General features: G+C 54.6%; 19 protein-coding genes and 1 tRNA gene. 12 read left to right on the plus strand and 8 right to left on the minus strand.

The window, feature by feature from the left end; all coding sequences use genetic code 11:
• Positions 1-62: 62 nt before the first annotated feature.
• Positions 63-152 (minus strand): isopropylmalate isomerase, encoded by a 90-nt coding sequence (locus tag NeNHUV3_RS07305; protein ID WP_218151592.1) that lies wholly within the window; start codon positions 150-152, stop codon positions 63-65.
• 179 nt (positions 153-331) lie between these two features.
• Between NeNHUV3_RS07305 and NeNHUV3_RS07310 the strand changes: the two genes are divergently transcribed.
• The 3 genes from NeNHUV3_RS07310 (at position 332) to rlmH (ending at position 2,698) form a co-directional block, all read left to right on the plus strand.
• Complete coding sequence (locus NeNHUV3_RS07310; protein WP_391483200.1) at positions 332-1,639, plus strand: mechanosensitive ion channel family protein; 1,308 nt, start codon at positions 332-334, stop codon at positions 1,637-1,639.
• Positions 1,640-1,813: 174 nt separating this feature from the next.
• Positions 1,814-2,218 carry a ribosome silencing factor gene (rsfS, locus tag NeNHUV3_RS07315; RefSeq protein WP_048598465.1) on the plus strand — a complete coding sequence of 135 codons (405 nt, stop codon included), beginning with the start codon at positions 1,814-1,816 and terminating at the stop codon, positions 2,216-2,218.
• A 9-nt stretch (positions 2,219-2,227) separates the two neighbouring features.
• A complete protein-coding gene (gene rlmH, locus NeNHUV3_RS07320; RefSeq protein WP_391480644.1) occupies positions 2,228-2,698 on the plus strand; it encodes a 23S rRNA (pseudouridine(1915)-N(3))-methyltransferase RlmH in 471 nt (156 codons plus the stop codon).
• Positions 2,699-2,760: 62 nt separating this feature from the next.
• Here the strand turns inward: rlmH and NeNHUV3_RS07325 are convergent, their stop codons facing one another.
• The gene (locus tag NeNHUV3_RS07325) at positions 2,761-3,750 is read right to left on the minus strand and encodes an asparaginase (RefSeq protein ID WP_391483202.1); all 990 of its coding nucleotides are present in this window, start codon (positions 3,748-3,750) and stop codon (positions 2,761-2,763) included.
• Between the two features lie 177 nt (positions 3,751-3,927).
• Between NeNHUV3_RS07325 and NeNHUV3_RS07330 the strand changes: the two genes are divergently transcribed.
• On the plus strand, positions 3,928-4,449 hold the full coding sequence (locus tag NeNHUV3_RS07330; RefSeq protein ID WP_048598782.1) for an invasion associated locus B family protein: 522 nt from the start codon (positions 3,928-3,930) through the stop codon (positions 4,447-4,449).
• Between the two features lie 119 nt (positions 4,450-4,568).
• Complete coding sequence (rlmN, locus tag NeNHUV3_RS07335; protein ID WP_391480645.1) at positions 4,569-5,753, plus strand: 23S rRNA (adenine(2503)-C(2))-methyltransferase RlmN; 1,185 nt, start codon at positions 4,569-4,571, stop codon at positions 5,751-5,753.
• Between the two features lies 1 nt (position 5,754).
• On the opposite strand, the gene NeNHUV3_RS07340 is transcribed toward rlmN, so the two are convergent.
• Both NeNHUV3_RS07340 and NeNHUV3_RS07345 read right to left on the minus strand, forming a co-directional pair.
• Positions 5,755-8,958, minus strand: a complete 3,204-nt coding sequence (locus NeNHUV3_RS07340; protein ID WP_391480647.1) for a 2Fe-2S iron-sulfur cluster-binding protein — start codon at positions 8,956-8,958, stop codon at positions 5,755-5,757.
• Between the two features lie 127 nt (positions 8,959-9,085).
• Positions 9,086-9,161 (minus strand) — tRNA-Lys (locus NeNHUV3_RS07345).
• Between the two features lie 97 nt (positions 9,162-9,258).
• Here NeNHUV3_RS07345 and dapF point away from each other — a divergent pair.
• The 7 genes from dapF (at position 9,259) to aroC (ending at position 16,110) form a co-directional block, all read left to right on the plus strand.
• Entirely contained in the window at positions 9,259-10,080 is an 822-nt protein-coding gene (gene dapF, locus NeNHUV3_RS07350) for a diaminopimelate epimerase (RefSeq protein ID WP_391480649.1), read from the plus strand.
• A complete protein-coding gene (gene mtaB / locus NeNHUV3_RS07355; RefSeq protein ID WP_391480650.1) occupies positions 10,077-11,330 on the plus strand; it encodes a tRNA (N(6)-L-threonylcarbamoyladenosine(37)-C(2))-methylthiotransferase MtaB in 1,254 nt (417 codons plus the stop codon). Before dapF ends, mtaB begins: the two co-directional genes overlap by 4 nt.
• A complete protein-coding gene (locus tag NeNHUV3_RS07360) occupies positions 11,327-11,956 on the plus strand; it encodes a glutathione S-transferase (RefSeq protein ID WP_391480652.1) in 630 nt (209 codons plus the stop codon). The genes mtaB and NeNHUV3_RS07360 overlap by 4 nt, the downstream gene beginning before the upstream one ends.
• Positions 11,957-12,153: 197 nt before the next feature.
• A complete protein-coding gene (gene petA / locus NeNHUV3_RS07365) occupies positions 12,154-12,717 on the plus strand; it encodes a ubiquinol-cytochrome c reductase iron-sulfur subunit (protein ID WP_048598472.1) in 564 nt (187 codons plus the stop codon).
• Between the two features lie 12 nt (positions 12,718-12,729).
• Positions 12,730-14,073 carry a cytochrome bc complex cytochrome b subunit gene (locus NeNHUV3_RS07370; RefSeq protein WP_391480654.1) on the plus strand — a complete coding sequence of 448 codons (1,344 nt, stop codon included), beginning with the start codon at positions 12,730-12,732 and terminating at the stop codon, positions 14,071-14,073.
• A gap of 14 nt (positions 14,074-14,087) precedes the next feature.
• Positions 14,088-14,882 carry a cytochrome c1 gene (locus tag NeNHUV3_RS07375; RefSeq protein WP_391480656.1) on the plus strand — a complete coding sequence of 265 codons (795 nt, stop codon included), beginning with the start codon at positions 14,088-14,090 and terminating at the stop codon, positions 14,880-14,882.
• Between the two features lie 124 nt (positions 14,883-15,006).
• Positions 15,007-16,110, plus strand: coding sequence for a chorismate synthase (aroC, locus tag NeNHUV3_RS07380; protein ID WP_391480657.1), 1,104 nt, complete (start codon positions 15,007-15,009; stop codon positions 16,108-16,110).
• Between the two features lie 6 nt (positions 16,111-16,116).
• On the opposite strand, the gene NeNHUV3_RS07385 is transcribed toward aroC, so the two are convergent.
• The 4 genes from NeNHUV3_RS07385 to NeNHUV3_RS07400 all read right to left on the minus strand — a co-directional run bounded on the left by NeNHUV3_RS07385 (position 16,117) and on the right by NeNHUV3_RS07400 (position 19,355).
• Positions 16,117-16,509 (minus strand): thioredoxin domain-containing protein, encoded by a 393-nt coding sequence (locus tag NeNHUV3_RS07385; protein ID WP_391480659.1) that lies wholly within the window; start codon positions 16,507-16,509, stop codon positions 16,117-16,119.
• A 12-nt stretch (positions 16,510-16,521) separates the two neighbouring features.
• The gene (locus NeNHUV3_RS07390) at positions 16,522-17,388 is read right to left on the minus strand and encodes a DMT family transporter (protein WP_391480660.1); all 867 of its coding nucleotides are present in this window, start codon (positions 17,386-17,388) and stop codon (positions 16,522-16,524) included.
• A gap of 89 nt (positions 17,389-17,477) precedes the next feature.
• Positions 17,478-17,765, minus strand: coding sequence for an HU family DNA-binding protein (locus NeNHUV3_RS07395; protein ID WP_048598478.1), 288 nt, complete (start codon positions 17,763-17,765; stop codon positions 17,478-17,480).
• 123 nt (positions 17,766-17,888) lie between these two features.
• Positions 17,889-19,355 (minus strand): AMP nucleosidase, encoded by a 1,467-nt coding sequence (locus NeNHUV3_RS07400; protein ID WP_391483203.1) that lies wholly within the window; start codon positions 19,353-19,355, stop codon positions 17,889-17,891.
• Positions 19,356-19,463: the final 108 nt, after the last annotated feature.

The raw sequence follows: 19,463 nt of genomic DNA on the forward strand, positions 1-19,463 counted from the left end.
GGTCCTCTCCCGTAATAAATGTGTGAAGAATAGAAGGTGGGTAGAAAATTGAGGGCTGGCGCCTAGTGTAGTCGCGCAAGCACAGTCATGGACGCGCCGTAAAAGCGTTCGCGCAGGCGGGCTCGGTCTTCCATGATGTATCGTTGTTCCATAGCGCTCAGATACAGAGAATCGGCTCTTCTCGCAAGAAGTTAGGCTTGAGATATCTGTATGCGTGGCGCAAACTCGCCCCATGGCAGAACATATTGGTGAGACATGGAGCGATTGGGGCCCAGACCCCGAGACGGCAACTGCCGCCCCTGACGCGTTTCAACCCGCAACGATCGAAGTCATGACAGACACTGCGACGGGCATTTTGCGCCAAGCCGAAATTTTCGCCCAAGGGCTGCTGCGCCCCTCAAGTCTTGTGCAGATCGCAGTTGTTGTTGTTCTGCTGATTATTGCCGAAGTATTGCGGCGGCTGATTAAACCCAGAATGCAGGCGTGGGTGCGCGGCAAGCAGGGTATTCCCAAGTGGCAATTAAGGTGGTTTTTGGTCATCCAGAACCGTCTGCGCGGCATCATGTTTGTGCCCCTTGCCTACGGCGCTGTGGCGATCATGCAGGATCTCTACCGCTTTCCGTCAAAATATTACCTGTTGGTTATTGTGGCCAACCTCGCCACGGCTTGGCTGATCGTGGCGTTTGCCACCCGACTTATTCACAACAATCTCTTGCGACGCGTGGTGAATTGGGCGGCTTGGGCGTGGATCACTTTGCGCATCGTCGGGCTGGACAGCGAAGTCCAACAGATGCTGGAAAGCGCGCGCATTGGCCTTGGCGAAAGCACCATCAGCGTGTGGCAGATTTTGCAGGGTCTGGCCCTGTTGGCGGTTCTCTTTATTGGTGCGCGCTTTCTGACCCGAACGACCACAACGCGGGTTAACAGCAACGAGGAAATGTCGCCCTCAATGCGGGTGTTGGTGGTGAAAGCCACGCAGGTTGCTCTGTACGGTGCGGCGTTTTTCATTGGGATGCGGGCAGTTGGGATTGATCTGACCGGCCTAGCGGTGCTGTCTGGTGCCATTGGTGTGGGGCTTGGTTTCGGGCTTCAAAAAGTGGTCTCGAACCTTGTGTCCGGCGTGATCATTCTGCTTGATAAGTCCATCAAACCGGGCGACGTGATCAGCCTTGGCGACACATTTGGTTGGATCAACAGCCTTGGCGCGCGGTACGTCAGCGTCGTGACGCGCAACGGCAAGGAATACCTCATCCCGAATGAGGATCTGATCACCGGCCAAGTGGTGAACTGGTCTCACTCCAATGATTATGTGCGCCTCGATATTTATTTCGGCACCGCCTATCACGATGACCCGCACAACGTCCGCGCCCTTGCGATTGAAGCCGCCAAAAGCGTGGACCGCGTCCTGAGCAGCCCCCGCGCACCGGTCTGTCATATTGTGGGTTTTGGGGATTCGTCTGTCGATTATATCCTGCGGTTTTGGATCAAAGACCCCACAGGCGGGCTGACAAACGTGCGCGGACAAGTCTTTTTGGCCCTGTGGGACACCTTCAAAGCCAATGATATCTCTATTCCGTTCCCGCAAAGGGAGGTAAAGATGATAGAAGGGTCACAGTTAAGCACCAATGCGCTTGACTAGGCGACAGACCGTCACGTTTGTGTTTACATCCTGATTATTGAGATTTAGCAGGCCCGATGCTACTTTGGTGGCAGGCCCAGCGTCGGGGCTTTGGCGACGCGTATAAAGGAGGACAATGTTCTGTCTCTTTCTACAGATGCGGCCCATACGGGTGCCGCAGGTGCAGGTGCCCCGATGAGCACTAAACCCGATACCGCCAAAAGCGATGCGCTGCTGGTGACTATCCTTAAATCCCTCGATGACATGAAGGCCGAAGACGTTGTGCAAATTGATCTGCGCGGCATGTCTGAGATGGGTGATTACATGATCATCTGCTCGGGTCGTTCAAGCCGTCAGGTTGCTGCGATCGCGCAGAACCTTGTGACCGATGTAAAAGCCGCTCACCGTCGCAACGCCAAGCTGGAAGGCAAAAGCGCAGGCGATTGGGTGTTGGTCGACACCGGTGACATCATTGTGCATGTGTTCCGCCCCGAAGTGCGCGAGTTCTACCAGCTTGAAAAGATGTGGCTTAGCCCAGAAGAGCAAGCAGAACGCGGCATGCCAACAGGTCCGTCCACACACGATCCATCCGCCGAATAGCATCGCCCGATGACGCGCGTGCACCTATGCGTTGTGGGCCGGCTGCGTGCTGGCCCTGAACGCGACATGATCCAAGACTATGTTGACCGCTTTGACAAAACGGGACGCAATATGGGGCTTGGACCGATCACCATCACCGAAGTCGATGCAAAAGGTGCGGGTCAACAGGCCGAGCATGAGTTGCTGTCGCGCGCATTGCCCAAAGGGGCCGTATGCTGTGTTCTGGATGAGCGCGGCAAAGTGATAAGCTCGCCTCAGTTTGCCGAAAAGCTATCGGGCTGGCGCGATCAAGGGGCCCAAGACATTGCCTTTATCATCGGCGGGGCCGATGGGTTGCTGCCCGAAATGCGCGCCAATGCCAATGCAAAGCTTAGCTTTGGCGCGATGGTTTGGCCGCATATGCTGGCGCGGGTGATGCTGTGCGAACAACTTTACCGCGCCGCATCAATTTTAGCAGGCAGCCCCTATCACCGCGTCTAACGTAGCGCGGCTTTCGCGCATCGGTCAGTTTGCAGGCCTTTGATGAATTTTCAGCGCCAATATTAAATGGGGAACCCCTCAACTGTGCGCAGCTCACCTGTTTTAGTGCCACGCCAGTTTGTGATGTCACCCCCGATACGGCGCAGCGCGGCGGGATGTGCGGGATCAAGGTGACCAAGGTGGATAAGCAAGGTCGCGATCATCGCCTCTGCGGCGCGGGTCGTGCCACAGGTTGCTTTCACTGCAATACCCATCTTGGCCTCGGGAATGATGGCGATGAACACGCCTTCTGCACCCGTTTTGATCATCACTTTGCCGCCCATGGCGCGCATCAATTCGGTACAGGCACGCCCCTCACCCGCGACTAATTCGGGATGCAGAGCCATCGCTTCGCGCAGCGAGACCATAGCACGACCACGGCTATTTCCTTCGGTCGCAGAGGCAAATGTCGCCATGCCGCGCGCAAGACCGTGCATCGTGGTGGCAAAGTTAGGCGCAGAGCACCCATCGATCCCAAAAGTAGGTGAGGCAACTTCCGTCACCTCTTCGAACGCCCCTTTGCAGGCCTGCTGTACCGGATGATCAAGCAACTCGTAATCCGCATCCCCACGCAGGTGTTTGTTCAACAGCAAGAACCCCGCGTGTTTGCCAGAGCAGTTGTTGTGCACTTGGCACGGGCTCGCGTCCGTTTTGATCAAGCGCGCGGCCTCTGGTTTGTCGGCGGGGTGTTGTTGGCCGCAACGCAGATCGTCATCGCCCAAATCCATTTCTGACAGCCACGCCTGAACACGCTCCACATGGATGGCCGCACCATTGTGGCTGGCGCATAAAAGTGCGCGTTGTTCAGTGGTCAGATGATCCGCCGCACCGCTTTCCAAAAGCGGAAGTGCTTGGATCATTTTGCACGATGAACGCGGAAAAATCACCGCATCCGGATCGCCCCATGCCTGCACGATATCGCCTTTTTCATCGCAAATCACCGCATGTCCTGTGTGCAGGCTTTCGAGCAAATCGTTGCGCCAAAGCGCGATCATGGGGTGAGGAGCCATCAGTTAAGACCTTTTTGGGGCGGTTTTCCGCGTAAATGCTGAGCACAAGGGGTTTTCCCATTGGCTGGTTTCAGGCTAATGTTGCACTATCGAGTTGAAAACCCGCCAATTGCGATGACCCAAGAAAAATCTGGGCCGCAGCGGTGGATCCACAGGCAAAACAGCTTGGAGGCTGTGAACATGATTTCGAAACTGACGACTGCATGCGCGGTGCTGGCCCTTTCGGTTACGGCGAGTTTTGCGCAGGAATCGAGCAACCAAGTGGCTGCCAAAACGGACTGGAGCGTCTTTGTTGAAAGCAACCCGACGGAATGTTGGGCGGTCTCGGCACCGAAAGAAACAGTAAACACCAAAGATGGCCGCGTTGTTGCGGTACGCCGCGGTGACATTTTGTTGTTCACATTCTTCCGCCCCGGCGCATCTGTGAAAAATCAGCTGACCTTCACGGGCGGTTATCCTTTCGCAAACGGATCGACTGTTTCCATGGAAATCGGTTCCGCGTCGTTTGATCTGTTCACTGATGGCGAGTGGGCGTGGCCCGCAACACCCGAGGATGACGCCAAGATCGTAACAGCCATGAAGCGCGGCGCGACTGCAACGCTTACGGCCCGTTCATCACGCGGCACGATCACCAAAGACACCTTTAGCTTGTCTGGCTACACCGCCGCAGTTGATGACGCCGCAAAGCGCTGCGCAGGCTGATCCCATAATCGCCCATGTGGGCTTTGAAACAAAGGACTGGTGCGCGCACTGGTCCTTTTGCGTTTTGACAGGCAGTGCCGTATGAGATGCGTCATATTCCAATTCGGAGATTCCCCAGCATGGCCAATGCACCCGTTACGCCAGATGTATTGACGATCCCGCGCAAGCAAGTGGACGGGCCGGTTAACCTGATCGGACTGACACGCCCTGCGTTGCGCGAAGCGCTAATCGCGGCCGGTGCGCCCGAAAAGCAGGCCAAGATGCGGGCAGGCCAGATTTGGCAGTGGCTCTATCAATGGGGGGTGCGCGATTTTGATGCGATGACAAACCTGTCCAAAGCATACCGTGCCGAACTTGCAGAGAATTTCGTAATCGAGATCCCCGAAGTTGTATCAAAGCAAGTCAGCAACGACGGCACCCGCAAGTGGTTGGTACGTATCGCAGGCGGCCACGAAGTTGAGGTGGTTTATATCCCCGAAACCGATCGCGGCACCTTGTGCATCAGCTCGCAGGTTGGCTGCACGCTGACGTGTTCATTCTGTCATACGGGCACGCAAAAGCTTGTCCGCAACCTGACCGCGGGTGAAATTATCGGCCAAGTTATGATGGCACGGGACGATCTGGAAGAATGGCCAACACCGGGTGAAAAGCACGTTGAAGGACGGTTGCTGTCGAACATCGTTCTGATGGGTATGGGTGAGCCGCTTTACAACTTTGAGAACGTCCGTGACGCGATGAAGATTGCGATGGACCCAGAGGGCATCCAACTGTCACGCCGCCGCATCACTTTGTCGACCAGCGGCGTGGTGCCAGAGATTGCTCGCACCGCCCAAGAAATTGGCTGTCAGTTGGCAGTGTCCTTTCACGCTACCACCGACCCCATCCGTGACACCCTTGTGCCGATCAACAAGCGGTGGAACATCGAGGCGCTTTTGGATGCGTTGCGCGCTTACCCAAAGGCAAGCAACTCTGAGCGGATTACGTTTGAATATGTGATGCTCAAAGGCGTGAACGACAGTGACGAAGATGCGCACCGCTTGGTGAAATTGATCGAGGGCATCCCCGCCAAGATCAACTTAATCCCATTCAACGAATGGCCAGGCGCACCTTATGAACGCTCGTCGAACAACCGCATTCGTGCGTTCGCCGATATTGTTTACAATGCAGGCTACTCAAGCCCAGTGCGCAAACCGCGCGGCGAGGACATCATGGCCGCATGTGGTCAGCTAAAGTCCGCGACCGAGCGCGAGCGTAAATCACGCAAGCAAATTGAGGCCGAAGCGGGCATGGCGGCGCAGGATTGATCTAAAGATCAATCTCTAGCACCCCATCTTTTTCAGCAGCGCGCGACTGGCACAAAATAATTGCGTCTGCGCGCTGTGCTTTTGACAGCACAAAATCACGGTGCTCCACATCACCGCTTTTCACACCGCATTTACACACGCCACAAATTCCGTCCGAGCATTTCACATCCACGCGGATACCGTTTTCATTAAGGACATCCGCCGCCGTTTTATCTTTGGGCACCGCAAGCGTGCGCCCGTCATTTAGCTTGATGGCAAACGGCTCGTTCACGTAATCGGGCTGCTCTGGCACGCTGAAATACTCTAGATGTCGCGCTTCTTCCAGAAAGCCCCGCGCCGCCGCAGATTGAATGACAGACTTCATATAAGCCTCACCGCCGCAGGTATAAATGTGCATACCTTTTTCATAGGCGGGGATGCTTTCATCCAGTTTAACCCGTGTACCTTCGTCAGTAATGTGTAGATGTACATGGCTGGCCCATGGCGCATTTGCCAGATCATCCAAATACCCCATAGAAGCGCGCGTGCGGCCAGAATAGTGCAGCGCAAACGGGCGGCCTTCGGCGTGTAATTCATGGGCCATTGCGATCATCGGCGTAATGCCAATCCCGCCACCAAACAAAAGCGTCATCTGTTCGGTCTGCTCAAGGGCAAAGTGGTTGATAGGGGGCGATACAAAGACCCTGCGGCCTTCTTCAAAAATGCGGTGCATCAGCTTAGATCCCCCGCGGCCATCATCCTCGCGCAGCACACCAATTTGATAGGTGGTCCTGTCAGCGGGATTACCAGACATGGAATACTGGCGAAGGTATTCCGGTGATACCAACACGTCCAAATGCGCACCAGCCTGCCACGCAGGAAGGGGCGCGCCGTCTGCTGCAGTGAACTCGTATTTCGTAATATCGGCCGTCATCTTTTCGACTTTTGAGATGCGCATCTCAATCACAGGGCTGTCCCCATCGGCGGTGTAGGTATGCGCAACCTCGGCCACTTCGCCAGCCGCCAGCTTGGCCTTGTAGGCATCTGCGGTGATCATATCACGGTAGGCTTTGATCCCCGCCTCTCGGTCCATTTCAAACGGATACGGATAGGGATGGGGCGCAAGGTTGGCCGGATAAACCGCAAGGGTTTGGTCTTCGTATTTCAGATCAAGATCCTTTTGAAGATCGCGCGCATTGACCGGTTTATCCGTAGGGCGGTAACCGCCGTCCTCAGTAATTTCGAGATCCCACCACCACTTTTTGACGCTATTCAAACCGCCATTACCAACTGCATCATCAAGTTTTGCCAATAACGGTGCTGCCTTTGGCACATTCATCGCGGCCCACCGGAATGGCTTTTCCTTGAAGACCCCCTCAAGGTTCCACGGGCAAGTTTTCATACAGCGACCACACATCGCGCCACCCGGTGTTGTTACGCGGTAAGTTGTGCATTTCTGGCTATCAGATTTCCAAATCTCATAGCCATTGAACATCAGTTTTGGTCCTGCGGTGATCGCCCCGCTTGGACACTCACGCGCACATTTGTTGCACGCGTTACAAAAGTTCTGCAGCCCGAAATCAATCGGCTTGTCATGACTAAGCGGCAAGTCCGTGGTTACCACACCAGATTTCAGGCGCGGCCCCAGAAAGGGGTTAAGGATAACTTCACCAATACGACTGACCTCGCCCAACCCTGCCAAAAGCAACAGCGGCGGCTGCAATACCTCACCGTCCATCACCGTGTGGGCCTTGGCGGAATACCCAAGATTACGGATTTGTTTAGCCAACACACCGCCCAACAAAGAGAACCGCAAATATGCGCGCATGGATTGCGCAACCGCGATCCAGTCATCCCCCGACGACCCCTCCATCGACGGATAGCCCTGATCAACAATCATCGATATTGCCTGATCGTGGGTGGGCGTGATCGGTGCACCCGTTGCATCATGTGAATACCACGTCCAATCAGGGCAGCGCGAAATGCCAACAGCGTCGACGCCCAGAAAGTAACTGGTGGCTTTCACCAAATTGGCGGCCTCAGTCGGGCTTAGCTGCGTTTTTTCAGCCGCTGGCACACCGTCTTGCAACAGAACAAACGCCCCAAGCGCACGGCGCTGCGCCGACGACGGAGCCGATTTTCGCACATACAAGCCACCCGTGGAGGCCTTTTGCAGCGGCTTGCCCATATCGCCGAACTGCGCACGCGCAAACATATCTGTGCGCTTTGGAACGCGTGCCACCCGCGCCTCGTCAATGTAAGTTGTAGGATCATCTACACGTTTTAGTGTCTCGAACGGATGTGCCCCATCTACAAAGCGCCGCTTGGCAAAAGGCGCCGCGTTCAATGCATTTTTCGCGGATTTTGTGCCAAGCTTCCAACGGATGCCAAACGCACTTTTGGGTTGCTCCACCAAAGGGACAAGCGGGCGATCAACCGCAAGATCAAGCGAGGTTGTCACAACGGCCAGACCAAATCGCGTACCAACATAAGGATGGGTCAGCGCACCATTTTCGACAGTTGTCAGGCCCGCGCTGACCGAAAGACGGCCAAGGTCCACATCACTTGTGCTGGCCGTATGCGCGCGCGCCGAATGCCCCAAAACGCGCAAGTAATTGGCAATGACAGTCGCAGATTCAGCCGCCAGCAAGGCTGCGCGGTGGGCATAGGCGCCCTCAATCCATTCTGTGCCAATTTCATCCGGCAGAATATCCCGCGGATTTTCGTACAAAAAGACAATGGCGTGGGTGTGATCATCAATTGAGGTTACAGGCGCTTGGACCGAGTCTTTCAGATCCGCCATGATCATATCAATGCCAGATGCCAGCGATTTGGTTTGTCGCGTTTGCAGGTCATGGGCCAGGCGGTCGATGTCAGGGTTGCGGAACGGCGCCACAAGGCGGTCCGTATCCGTGATGCGGCAAATACCGACAGCGGCTGCGTCGTTGAAAAAGCCAAAGGCCTTAAGGTGATCCGCACGCTCTTGAATATCGGACGGGATGTCGCTTTGCCCGCGGTTGATCAGCCCGTCCCGAATGGCATCTAGCATTGCTTGATGTTCGCGCATGGCATTGATGACAGAATGCGGCTTGTCAGACGTGAATGTCAGTTGGGTTTGCTTTGGAGCACCACGCAACATCGGCTGCTCGCCCCGCGCCAAAAGCTCTGAAGGGTATGGCCCCATATGAATGGGACGCGTTTTGTCAGAGAAGAAGCGAACGGTCATAAAGCTGTGGTCCAAAGGTTGTTTGGAACAGTGGTAGCAGCATTATGTGAAAAAGTGGAATGCCTTGCGGAGGCATCCGTTGCCTCGCGTGTTCACTCATCACTCTCATGGTAGAAAAGAGAGAAAATGGTGAGCCCTACAGGGTTCGAACCTGTGACCTACTGATTAAAAGTCAGCCGCTCTACCAGCTGAGCTAAGGGCCCACACAAGGCGCTTATCTAGAAAGACACTCCGATGGGGTCAACCCCGTTTTTTCAGAATCTCTTTCCCTTTTATTATGAAATCCCTATATCCGCTCAAATGACCAAAAATACTGATCATATGCCCGTCAATTTTATGAAAATGCACGGTGCCGGAAACGATTTTGTCGTGATCGACAGCCGTAATGGTGGTCCTGTGGTGTCTGCAAAGCTGGTTGCGGCCATCGCTGACAGGAATCGCGGCGTGGGATTCGACCAACTGGCCGTCATCGAGGACGGGCTGCGTCTGACGTTTTACAACTCGGACGGATCTACATCGGGGGCGTGTGGAAATGCGACCCGCTGTATCGCTGCACGCGAGATGGCAATGACGGGCATGACAGAGCTTCCGCTTCAAACGGACCGCGGCGCACTTCGGGCGGTGATGGTTGAAGGTGAAACATGGATCAACATGAGCCAACCGCAACTTGAGTGGCACGACGTACCGCTTGCCGAGCCACTCGATACCTTGTCGCTTCCGATTGATGGCAGCCCTGCAGCGACTGGCATGGGCAACCCGCATTGCACTTTCTTTGTGGATGACGCCGAGGCAATTGATCTGGCTTCTTTTGGTCATAAGCACGAGCACCATCCGCTTTACCCCGAACGCACCAACGTCCAAGTCGTTCATGTTTTAGGTCCTGACCATCTGCGGATGCGCGTATGGGAACGCGGCGCAGGTATTACGCTGGCCTCTGGTTCGTCTTCTTGCGCCACGGCTGTTGCTGCGCATCGTCGCGGATTGACCGGACGCAAAGTGCGAATTGATCTAGATGGCGGCACGTTAGTAATTGATTGGCGTGATGATGGCGTGTGGATGACCGGCCCGACAGCCCATGTTTTTGACGGTGTTCTGACACCCGATTGGTTGGCGGGCTTATGAGCGCACCTGTTTTCTCAAACCACGGATGCCGCCTGAACGCCTATGAAACAGAGGCGATGAAAGAGCTGGCCCAAGGTGCTGGCCTAAATGATGCAGTCATCATCAACACCTGTGCTGTGACCGCCGAAGCTGTGCGCAAAGCGCGCAAAGATATTCGTAAGCTGCGTCGTGAAAACCCCGACGCCAAGGTTATCGTGACCGGTTGCGCCGCACAGATTGACCCCGACAGTTTCGCCCAAATGGATGAAGTCGACGCAGTTATTGGCAACACCGAGAAGATGGACGCCGGCACATGGTCAGGGCTTGCGGCGGACTTTGTCGGTAAGGTTGAGCCCATTCAGGTTGACGACATTATGTCTGTTACGGAAACCGCAGGGCATTTGATTGACGGCTTCGGCACACGCAGCCGCGCCTATGTGCAGGTCCAGAACGGATGCGATCACCGCTGCACATTTTGCATCATCCCTTACGGTCGCGGCAATTCACGATCCGTTGCCGCAGGCGTGGTGGTTGAGCAGATCAAGCGGCTTGTGGGGCGTGGATATAACGAGGTCGTTCTGACTGGAGTTGACCTGACCTCATGGGGTGCGGATTTACCGATGGCACCCAAACTGGGTGACTTGGTGATGCGCATTTTGAAATTGGTGCCTGACCTGCCCCGCCTACGTATTTCAAGCATCGATAGTATTGAGGTCGACGAGGCCTTGATGGAAGCCATCGCAACACAGCCGCGTCTGATGCCACATCTGCATCTTTCGCTGCAGGCAGGGGATGATCTGATCCTCAAGCGGATGAAGCGCCGGCACCTGCGCGGTGACGCGATCGCATTCTGCCAAGAAGCGCGCAAGCTACGCCCCGATATGACTTTTGGCGCAGACATTATTGCGGGCTTTCCAACCGAGACCGAAGAGATGTTTGAGAATTCTTTGAAGCTGGTTGAGGAATGCGATCTGACGTGGCTGCACGTTTTTCCCTATTCACCACGCCCCGGCACGCCTGCTGCGCGCATGCCTGCGGTGCAAGGTGGCGCCATCAAAGACCGTGCGGCGCGGCTGCGGGCCGCTGGCGATGCGCAAGTCAACGCACATTTGGCCCAGCAAGTGGGCCAGACCCACAACGTGCTGATGGAAAACCCAAGGATGGGACGCACAGAGCAATTCACCGAAGTGCATTTTGAGACAGATCAGCCAGAAAGCCAGATCGTGCAGGCAGTGATCGCGGGGCACACGGCAACACATCTGGTCGCATGACACCTATACTTTATTCATTCAGGCGCTGCCCCTACGCGATGCGCGCACGCTTGGCGATTACGCTATCGCAAACCCGCGTTGAGCTGCGCGAAATCATCTTACGCGATAAGCCAGCGGCAATGCTTGCTGCCTCCCCCAAAGGCACAGTTCCCGTTTTGGTGATTGGCGATGAGGTGATTGAGGAAAGCCTTGATATAATGAAGTGGGCCTTGGCGGATCATCCTCTTGGTGCACTGTCAGGCGAGGATGCTGAGTTAATCGCGCTCAATGACGGGCCATTCAAATCGGCCCTTGATCGCACGAAATACGCAACGCGCTTTCCGGGCACCGACCCAAACGCCGAGCGCGAGAAAGCCTGCACATTTATTGCAACGCTTGAGGCGCGCCTGTCAGGACCCTGGCTTGGCGGTGATACAGCATCGCTGGCGGATTACGCTATTCTGCCGTTCATCCGGCAATTTGCGAACACGGACGCTACCTGGTTCGGCGGGCAGCCCTATCCACGCGTTCAAAAATGGCTCAGTGATTTTTTGGCGTCGTCCTTGTTTCAATCGATCATGAACAAATACGAGCGGTGGGACGAGCTAAGCCCTTCAGAGCCAGTCTATTTCCCTTCAAATCCGTAAACACATGCAAAAAACAGGTATGTTTGTGCGACATACTGGAGCAGTTTGGCGGGCAGACTTCAATGTGTGCTGGACGGATTGCAATCTGCGTTCTAAATAGCGTGTCGATAGCGGCTGCAGGATTCCCTGTGGCCTGTTCATATTTGATCGACCCATTCGGCCGATCCGCCTAACGGAAACAAGGGGAGAACACGATCGTGTCTCACGCAGAAAATACGCAAGGCACCCGCCGCGACTTCATCTACTACGCCACCGCTGGCGCAGGTGCTGTGGTTACCGGCGCTGCCGTTTGGCCATTGGTCAACCAGATGAACCCAAGTGCTGACGTTTTGGCATTGGCATCCATCCGCGTGGATGTGGCCGATGTTGAGCCTGGCACGCAAATCACTGTTCTTTGGCAAGGTAAGCCTGTGTTTATCCGCCGCCGTAACCCAGAAGAAATCGCCGAAGCACGCGCGGTTGATCTTGGTGCTCTGCCGGATGCAAACGCTGACAACGCGAACCTTGCTGCGGATGCGGATGCGTCCGATGAAAACCGCGCTCTTGATGAAAACGGCGAGTGGTTGGTCATGATGGGCGTTTGTACCCACCTTGGTTGTGTGCCTCTTGGCGACGGTGCTGGTGAGTTCAACGGCTGGTTCTGCCCATGCCACGGTTCACACTATGACACCGCAGGCCGTATCCGTAAGGGTCCAGCGCCACGCAACTTGCCTGTTCCAACGGCATCGTTTGTCGACGAAACAACAATCCAACTCGGTTAAGGGAGATACCATATGTCTGGAATTCCACACGACCACTATGAACCAAAGTCAGACGGCCAGAAATGGCTGCACAAGCGCCTTCCCGTTGTAGGCCTGCTTTATGACACGCTGATGCTTCCCACACCAAAGAACCTTAACTGGATGTGGATCTGGGGTATCGTTCTGACGTTTACTCTGGCACTTCAAATCATCACCGGCATCGTGCTGGTTATGCACTATGTACCGCACGTTGATATGGCGTTTGCATCTGTTGAGCACATCATGCGTGACGTGAACGGCGGCCACATGATCCGCTATTTCCACATGAACGGTGCGTCGCTGTTCTTTGTCGCTGTGTATGCCCACATTTTCCGTGGCCTATACTATGGCTCGTACAAAGCGCCACGTGAGGTGACATGGATCATCGGCATGCTGATCTACCTGTTGATGATGGGTACAGCATTCATGGGTTACGTTCTTCCTTGGGGCCAAATGTCGTTCCACGGTACGGCAGTTATCACTGGCCTGTTCGGTGCGATCCCGTTCGTTGGTGAAAGCATTCAAACATGGTTGCTTGGTGCATCCGCTGTTGGTCAGCCTGCGCTGAACCGCTTCTTCAGCTTGCACTACCTCATGCCGTTTATCATTGCTGGTCTGGTGATCGTTCACATTTGGGCATTCCACACAACGGGCAACAACAACCCAACTGGTGTTGAAGTACGTCGCACATCCAAAGAAGAAGCAGAGCGGGACACACTCCCCTTCTGGCCATACTTTGTAATCAAAGACCTGTTCGCACTGGCAATCGTACTGGTTGTGTTCATGGCAGTTGTTGGCTTCATGCCCAACTACCTTGGCCACCCAGACAACTACATTGAAGCGAACGCGCTGGTCACACCTGCGCACATCGTTCCCGAGTGGTACTTCTTGCCATTCTACGCAATCCTACGCGCCTTCACAGCAGAAGTATGGGTTGTGCAGTTGGCTGATTTCGTAACATTCGGCATTGTTGATGCGAAGTTCTTCGGTGTTCTTGCCATGTTTGGTGCGATCGCTGTGATGGCATTGGCACCATGGTTGGACACATCATCAGTCCGCTCTGGCCGCTACCGCCCAATGTTCAAATGGTGGTTTGGCCTTCTGGTCGTCGACTTCTTCGTGCTGATGTGGGTGGGCGCACGCCCTGCTGAGTTCCCATACGATCTCATCTCACTTATCGCGTCGACCTACTGGTTCGCTTACTTCCTCGTCATTCTGCCGTTGCTTGGCATCATCGAGAACCCGATGACACCGCCAACGACAATCGAAGACGACTTCAATGCCCACTACGGCAAAAAAGATGGCGCTGCAGATGCAGTAGCCACACCAGCCGAGTGAGAAAGGACTACCCAATGTTGAAGAAACTCGCCCTTACCACAGCAGTTGCCCTCGGCCTTTCGGCCGGTGGCGCGCTTGCTGCTGGTGGATCAGACGCAAAAATTGAGAACTACGCGTTTTCATTTGAAGGTCTGACAGGCTCGTTTGACCAGAACCAACTTCAGCGTGGCCTTCAGGTTTACACTGAAATCTGCGCAGCTTGTCACGGTTTGAAATACGTCTCTTTCCGTAACTTGTCTGACGACGGTGGTCCTGCGCTTCCTGAAGATCAGGTGTTTGCGTACGCCGAAGAATACGAAGTCTTTGATGCCGCTATCGATGATTTCCGTTCTGCGACGCCTGCCGACAAATTCCCAGCATCCGCACTGGCTAACGCACCTGACTTGTCCTTGATGGCAAAAGCGCGCGCGGGCTTCCACGGCCCTGCGGGTACAGGCATCAGCCAGCTTATCAACGGCATGGGCGGCCCAGAGTACATTGCGTCACTCTTGGCTGGCTACACCGGTGAAGAAAAAGAAGAAGCGGGCACCATCCTTTATGAGAACACTGCCTTCCCAGGTGGCTGGATTTCAATGGCGCCCCCTCTTTACGGTGATGATGTTGAATTCGCAGACGAAGATGCATCAACCGAGTTGGAAGACATCGCTCAGGACGTGTCTGCGTTCTTGATGTGGACAGCTGAGCCTAAAATGATGGCGCGCAAGCAAGCAGGTCTTACCGGCTTGATCTTCTTGTCTGTGCTTTCAGTCCTGCTTTACCTCACAAACAAGCGTTTGTGGGCGGCAGCAAAGGGCAAAAAGTCTGCATAAGCCTATCAATTAGGTTTTACGAATTTAGCGCCCCATCCACTGTGATGGGGCGTTTTTCTTTGGGCGACACTTGAGGCCGAGCCGCCCGCGCTTTATGCAATCTCAAAAGGGGAGTGCACCACCGATGAGCATGAACAGCTTTGGACATTTGTTCCGCGTGACAACTTGGGGCGAAAGCCACGGCCCTGCTTTGGGTGCTACCGTTGACGGCTGCCCACCCCAAGTGCCCGTAACGCCGGAAATGCTTCAACATTGGTTGGACAAGCGCAAACCCGGCCAAAACAAAAACACCACACAACGCCAAGAACTGGACGCAGTGGAAATTCTATCTGGCGTCTTTGAGGGCCAAACAACCGGTACGCCGATCCAACTAATGATCCGCAACACAGATCAACGGTCGCGCGATTATGGCGATATCGTTGAGAAGTTCCGCCCCGGCCATGCAGATATTACCTATTGGCAAAAATACGGCATCCGCGATTACCGTGGGGGTGGCCGATCAAGCGCGCGCGAGACCGCATCACGCGTTGCTGCAGGTGGTGTCGCGCGTGAAGCGATTAAGGCGATAGCCCCTGATATGTCTGTGACGGGCTACATGGTTCAGATGGGAGAGAAGAAAATCGATCGCGCAAAGTTTGACTGGGATGCGATCGGGCAAAACGACTTTTGGTGCCCTGATGCGGATGCCGCGAAAGAGTGGGAAGACTACCTCACATGGTTGCGTAGAGACGATCACAACAGCGTCGGAGCAATCATTGAAGTGGTTGCACGCAATGTTCCCACTGGCCTTGGTGCGCCTGTTTACGGCAAACTTGATACAGATTTAGCCGCTGCAATGATGTCGATCAACGCGGTCAAAGGCGTTGAAATTGGTGAAGGGATGGCTGCCGCCGCACTTACCGGACGCGATAATGCAGACGAAATTTTTATGGGCCCGAACGGGCCAGAGTATTCAAGCAACCACGCCGGTGGTATCCTTGGTGGTATCAGCACGGGTCAAGATGTCGTGGTACGTTTCGCCGTGAAGCCGACTTCCTCTATATTGTCGCCGCGCAAAACAATTACCAAAGCCGGTGAAGAAACCCAGATCATCACCAAGGGCCGTCACGACCCATGTGTTGGCATCCGTGCGGTTCCTGTCGGCGAAGCCATGATGGCCTGTGTAATGCTGGATCATATGTTGCTGCACCGTGGCCAAACTGGCGGCAATCGCGGCACAATCGGTTAAGGCACGCTAATTAAGCGACAGTTCCAGCAGTTCCTTAATGGCGCTGTCGTTCATAACTGCGCCCTCAACGCGGCCAAGCTCGCGGCTTCCACGCAACAGCAAAAGTGTGCCGTTTTGTGTTACCCGCCGTTTCTCGGCCATGCCCGATTCACCGTAAGTATCGTAGTCCACAACGATGTAGGTAATCGCCGCGCGTAAAGCTGGATTTTGCTCTTTGAGCGTATCAATGATGGAGGCATGCCGCGCACAAGCGATGCACCAATCGGTCCGAAAATCGAGTAACACAGTTGCACCTTGCGACAGCTTATCTCGGTCCAGGCGAGGCTGATATTCGAGGCCCCGCGCCTGCACCACGGATGCAGCCAAACACAAACCCAACGCCACCCACAAAACTTTCATACTCGTAACCCTCTACTTAGTTTGCTTTGACACCTGCACAGCAAAAATTCCTGCAGCGATAATGGCAACGCCAAGAACGTCGATCAACCCTATCTGTTCCCCCAGCAAAACTGCTGCCAATGCGACACCAAAAAACGGGTTAAGAAAATGGAAAGTCGCGGCGCGCACAGCACCAATCCGGCTGACCAAGACGAACCAAATTACCGTCGCCGCCAAACCGGGCACAAGGGTCGTGTAAATAAATGCGCTGGCAAGAAGCGGGGTGATCGTGACATTCCACGTTTCAAAAAGCAGCGCAGGCACAGTAAGCGCGGCAGAGCCTACAAGCATCTGAAGCCCCACAATCATCAAAACCTGCCCACTGGAAACCGCGTTACGGACCGATAGTGTTGCAACCGTCAGGGACGCCACGCCCAGCACACATAGCAAAACACCCCACGGATCAAGACCGCCTTGTAGCCGTGGCACCATGATAACCAGAACACCGACGAGGCCCGTGACCAAGCCAAGCAGCGCAACAATAGGCAGACGCTCGCGCAAAAATACCCACCCAACCAAAGCGACCAAAAGAGGCATGGTAGACGCGATGATCGCGGCAATAGACGCTTGAACCGTTTGCATTGCGATAAAATTCAGACCCAAATACAGGGCATTCTGGCACAATCCAAAAACAACAATCGCGCGCCACTGCGCCTTAGTCAGCCGCCAGCTTTGTTTGAGCAGCAATGCAATGCCGACAGCAACCGTTCCGGAAATGAAGAAACGCAACGACAGCGCCATGAGGGGCGGCGCCTCAAGAACAATGATGCGTGCAGATGCAAACGCCGACGACCACATCAGGGCAAACGACAGCCCCAGAAAAACCGAACGTAGATCCACGCTGCTACACTCCTGATGAAATAGGGCCGAAACTAAAAAGGGGCCGCATCATGGCGACCCCTCTATTCACGATAAAGTCTGTGGTCGACTTAGCCGTTAACGCTGTCTTTCAGCGCTTTTGCGATTGTCATTTTGACAACTTTATCCGCATCTTTTTTCAGCATTTCGCCAGTAGCTGGGTTGCGCACCATACGCTCCGGACGCTCGCGGCAATAGATTTTGCCAACGCCTGGAAGTGTCACAGCGCCACCAGCACTTACTTCGCGTGTAATAAGCGAAACAACCGCTTCAAGCGCGCCGCCAGCAGATTTCTTGTCTACGCCCATTTCCTCAGCAAGTGCTGCTACGAGTTGGGTCTTTGTCATTGGTTTCGCCATTTTACAGGTCTCCTCATTCCGCCCGATTTTGGGCCTCATGGGCGTAATCTAACGGTATATAGTGTCCCCACACAACTCTTTGTGATTGGAAAAACCGCAAAAAACCGCCTTTTTTCGCCTATTTTACAAGAATGCGGTCTCTTCAAAGCTCCGGAGCTTGCGTGAATGGATGCGTTCAAGTGGCATATCGCGCAAGTATTCCATCGCGCGAATACCAATCATGAGGTGCCGTGCGACCTGAGTTGTGTAGAAATCAGAGGCCATTCCCGGCAATTTCAACTCCCCGTGCAGCGGTTTATCCGAAACGCACAGCAACGTCCCATACGGCACACGGAAGCGAAAACCGTTGGCAGCAATTGTTGCACTTTCCATATCAAGCGCCACTGCCCGCGACTGCGAAAGGCGCTGAACCGGACCTTCTTGATCGCGCAGTTCCCAATTACGATTATCAAGGCTGGCAACCGTTCCTGTGCGCATGATTTGTTTTAGGTCATAGCCTTCAAGCTTCGTGACCTGCGCTACAGCTTTTTCCAGCGCAATCTGAATTTCGGCCAGCGGTGGAATGGGCACCCAAACAGGCAAATCATCATCCAGCACTTTGTCTTCGCGCAGATACGCATGGGCCAGCACAAAGTCGCCCAAGGCTTGGGAATTTCGCAAACCCGCACAGTGACCAACCATTAGCCACGCATGCGGGCGCAGCACTGCGATATGATCCGTGGCCGTCTTTGCATTGGACGGACCCACCCCGATATTGACCAAAGTAATCCCACCGCCACCGGCGCGCTTAAGATGGTACGTTGGCATCTGCGGCAGCTTCGCAGGCGGTGTGCAGGCCGTATCGGGGTCCGTAATCATGTCATTACCAGGACCAACAAATGCGGTATAGCCACTTGCAGGATCGCGCAGCATTTCGCGGGCGTAGGCTTCAAACTCCTCGACGTAAAACTGATAGTTCGTAAACAGGACATGGTTCTGAAAATGACTGGGGTCCGTAGCCGTGTAATGGGAAAGCCGAGCCAGCGAATAATCCACCCGTTGCGCAGTGAACGGCGCAAGAGGCATTGCCCCATCTTCATAAGTAAACCCAAGGCCATTTACGATGTCATCGTTGGTTGTCGACAAATCTGGAACATCAAAAACATCGCGCAGAGTAAACTTGACCGCCCCGTCTTGGGGGACATTCAGCCCACCTTTGTTAGCGACAGCAAAATGGACGGGCATCGGCGTTTGGGACGTTCCAATTTCAACCTCACCGCCGTGATTGGTCAGCAAAAGATCGATCTGCTGTTCAAGGTAGCTGGCAAACAAGTCAGGCCGCGTCACTGTCGTCGCGTAGATACCTGGACTTGGTACGTGACCAAAAGACAGGCGACTGTCCGCCTGCGCGAAGCTTGTCGAATGCAGTCTGATTTCTGGGTAGAAGGCGCGGAACCGTTGGGTGGGGCTTTCACCAGTCAGACTGGCTTCGAAATGGGCGCACAGAAACTCCACTGCTTCATCATAAAGCTCCCTAAGTCGAACCACCGCCTCAGCCGCGTTTGTAAAGTGCTGCGGCGCACCTTGTTCGGGCGAACATACCGGTAGCATTCTGGTAGGGTCAATCATCACTGGTCCGCCTGTTCTCATTTGTTATACCGTGCAAATCGTTGCACCCGAACTTGGCAACATCAACCAGATTTTCGCGCGTCGCTTAAC

Source organism: Nereida sp. NH-UV-3 (assembly GCF_042939535.1).
In the GTDB taxonomy this organism is placed as follows: Bacteria; Pseudomonadota; Alphaproteobacteria; order Rhodobacterales; family Rhodobacteraceae; genus Nereida; species Nereida ignava.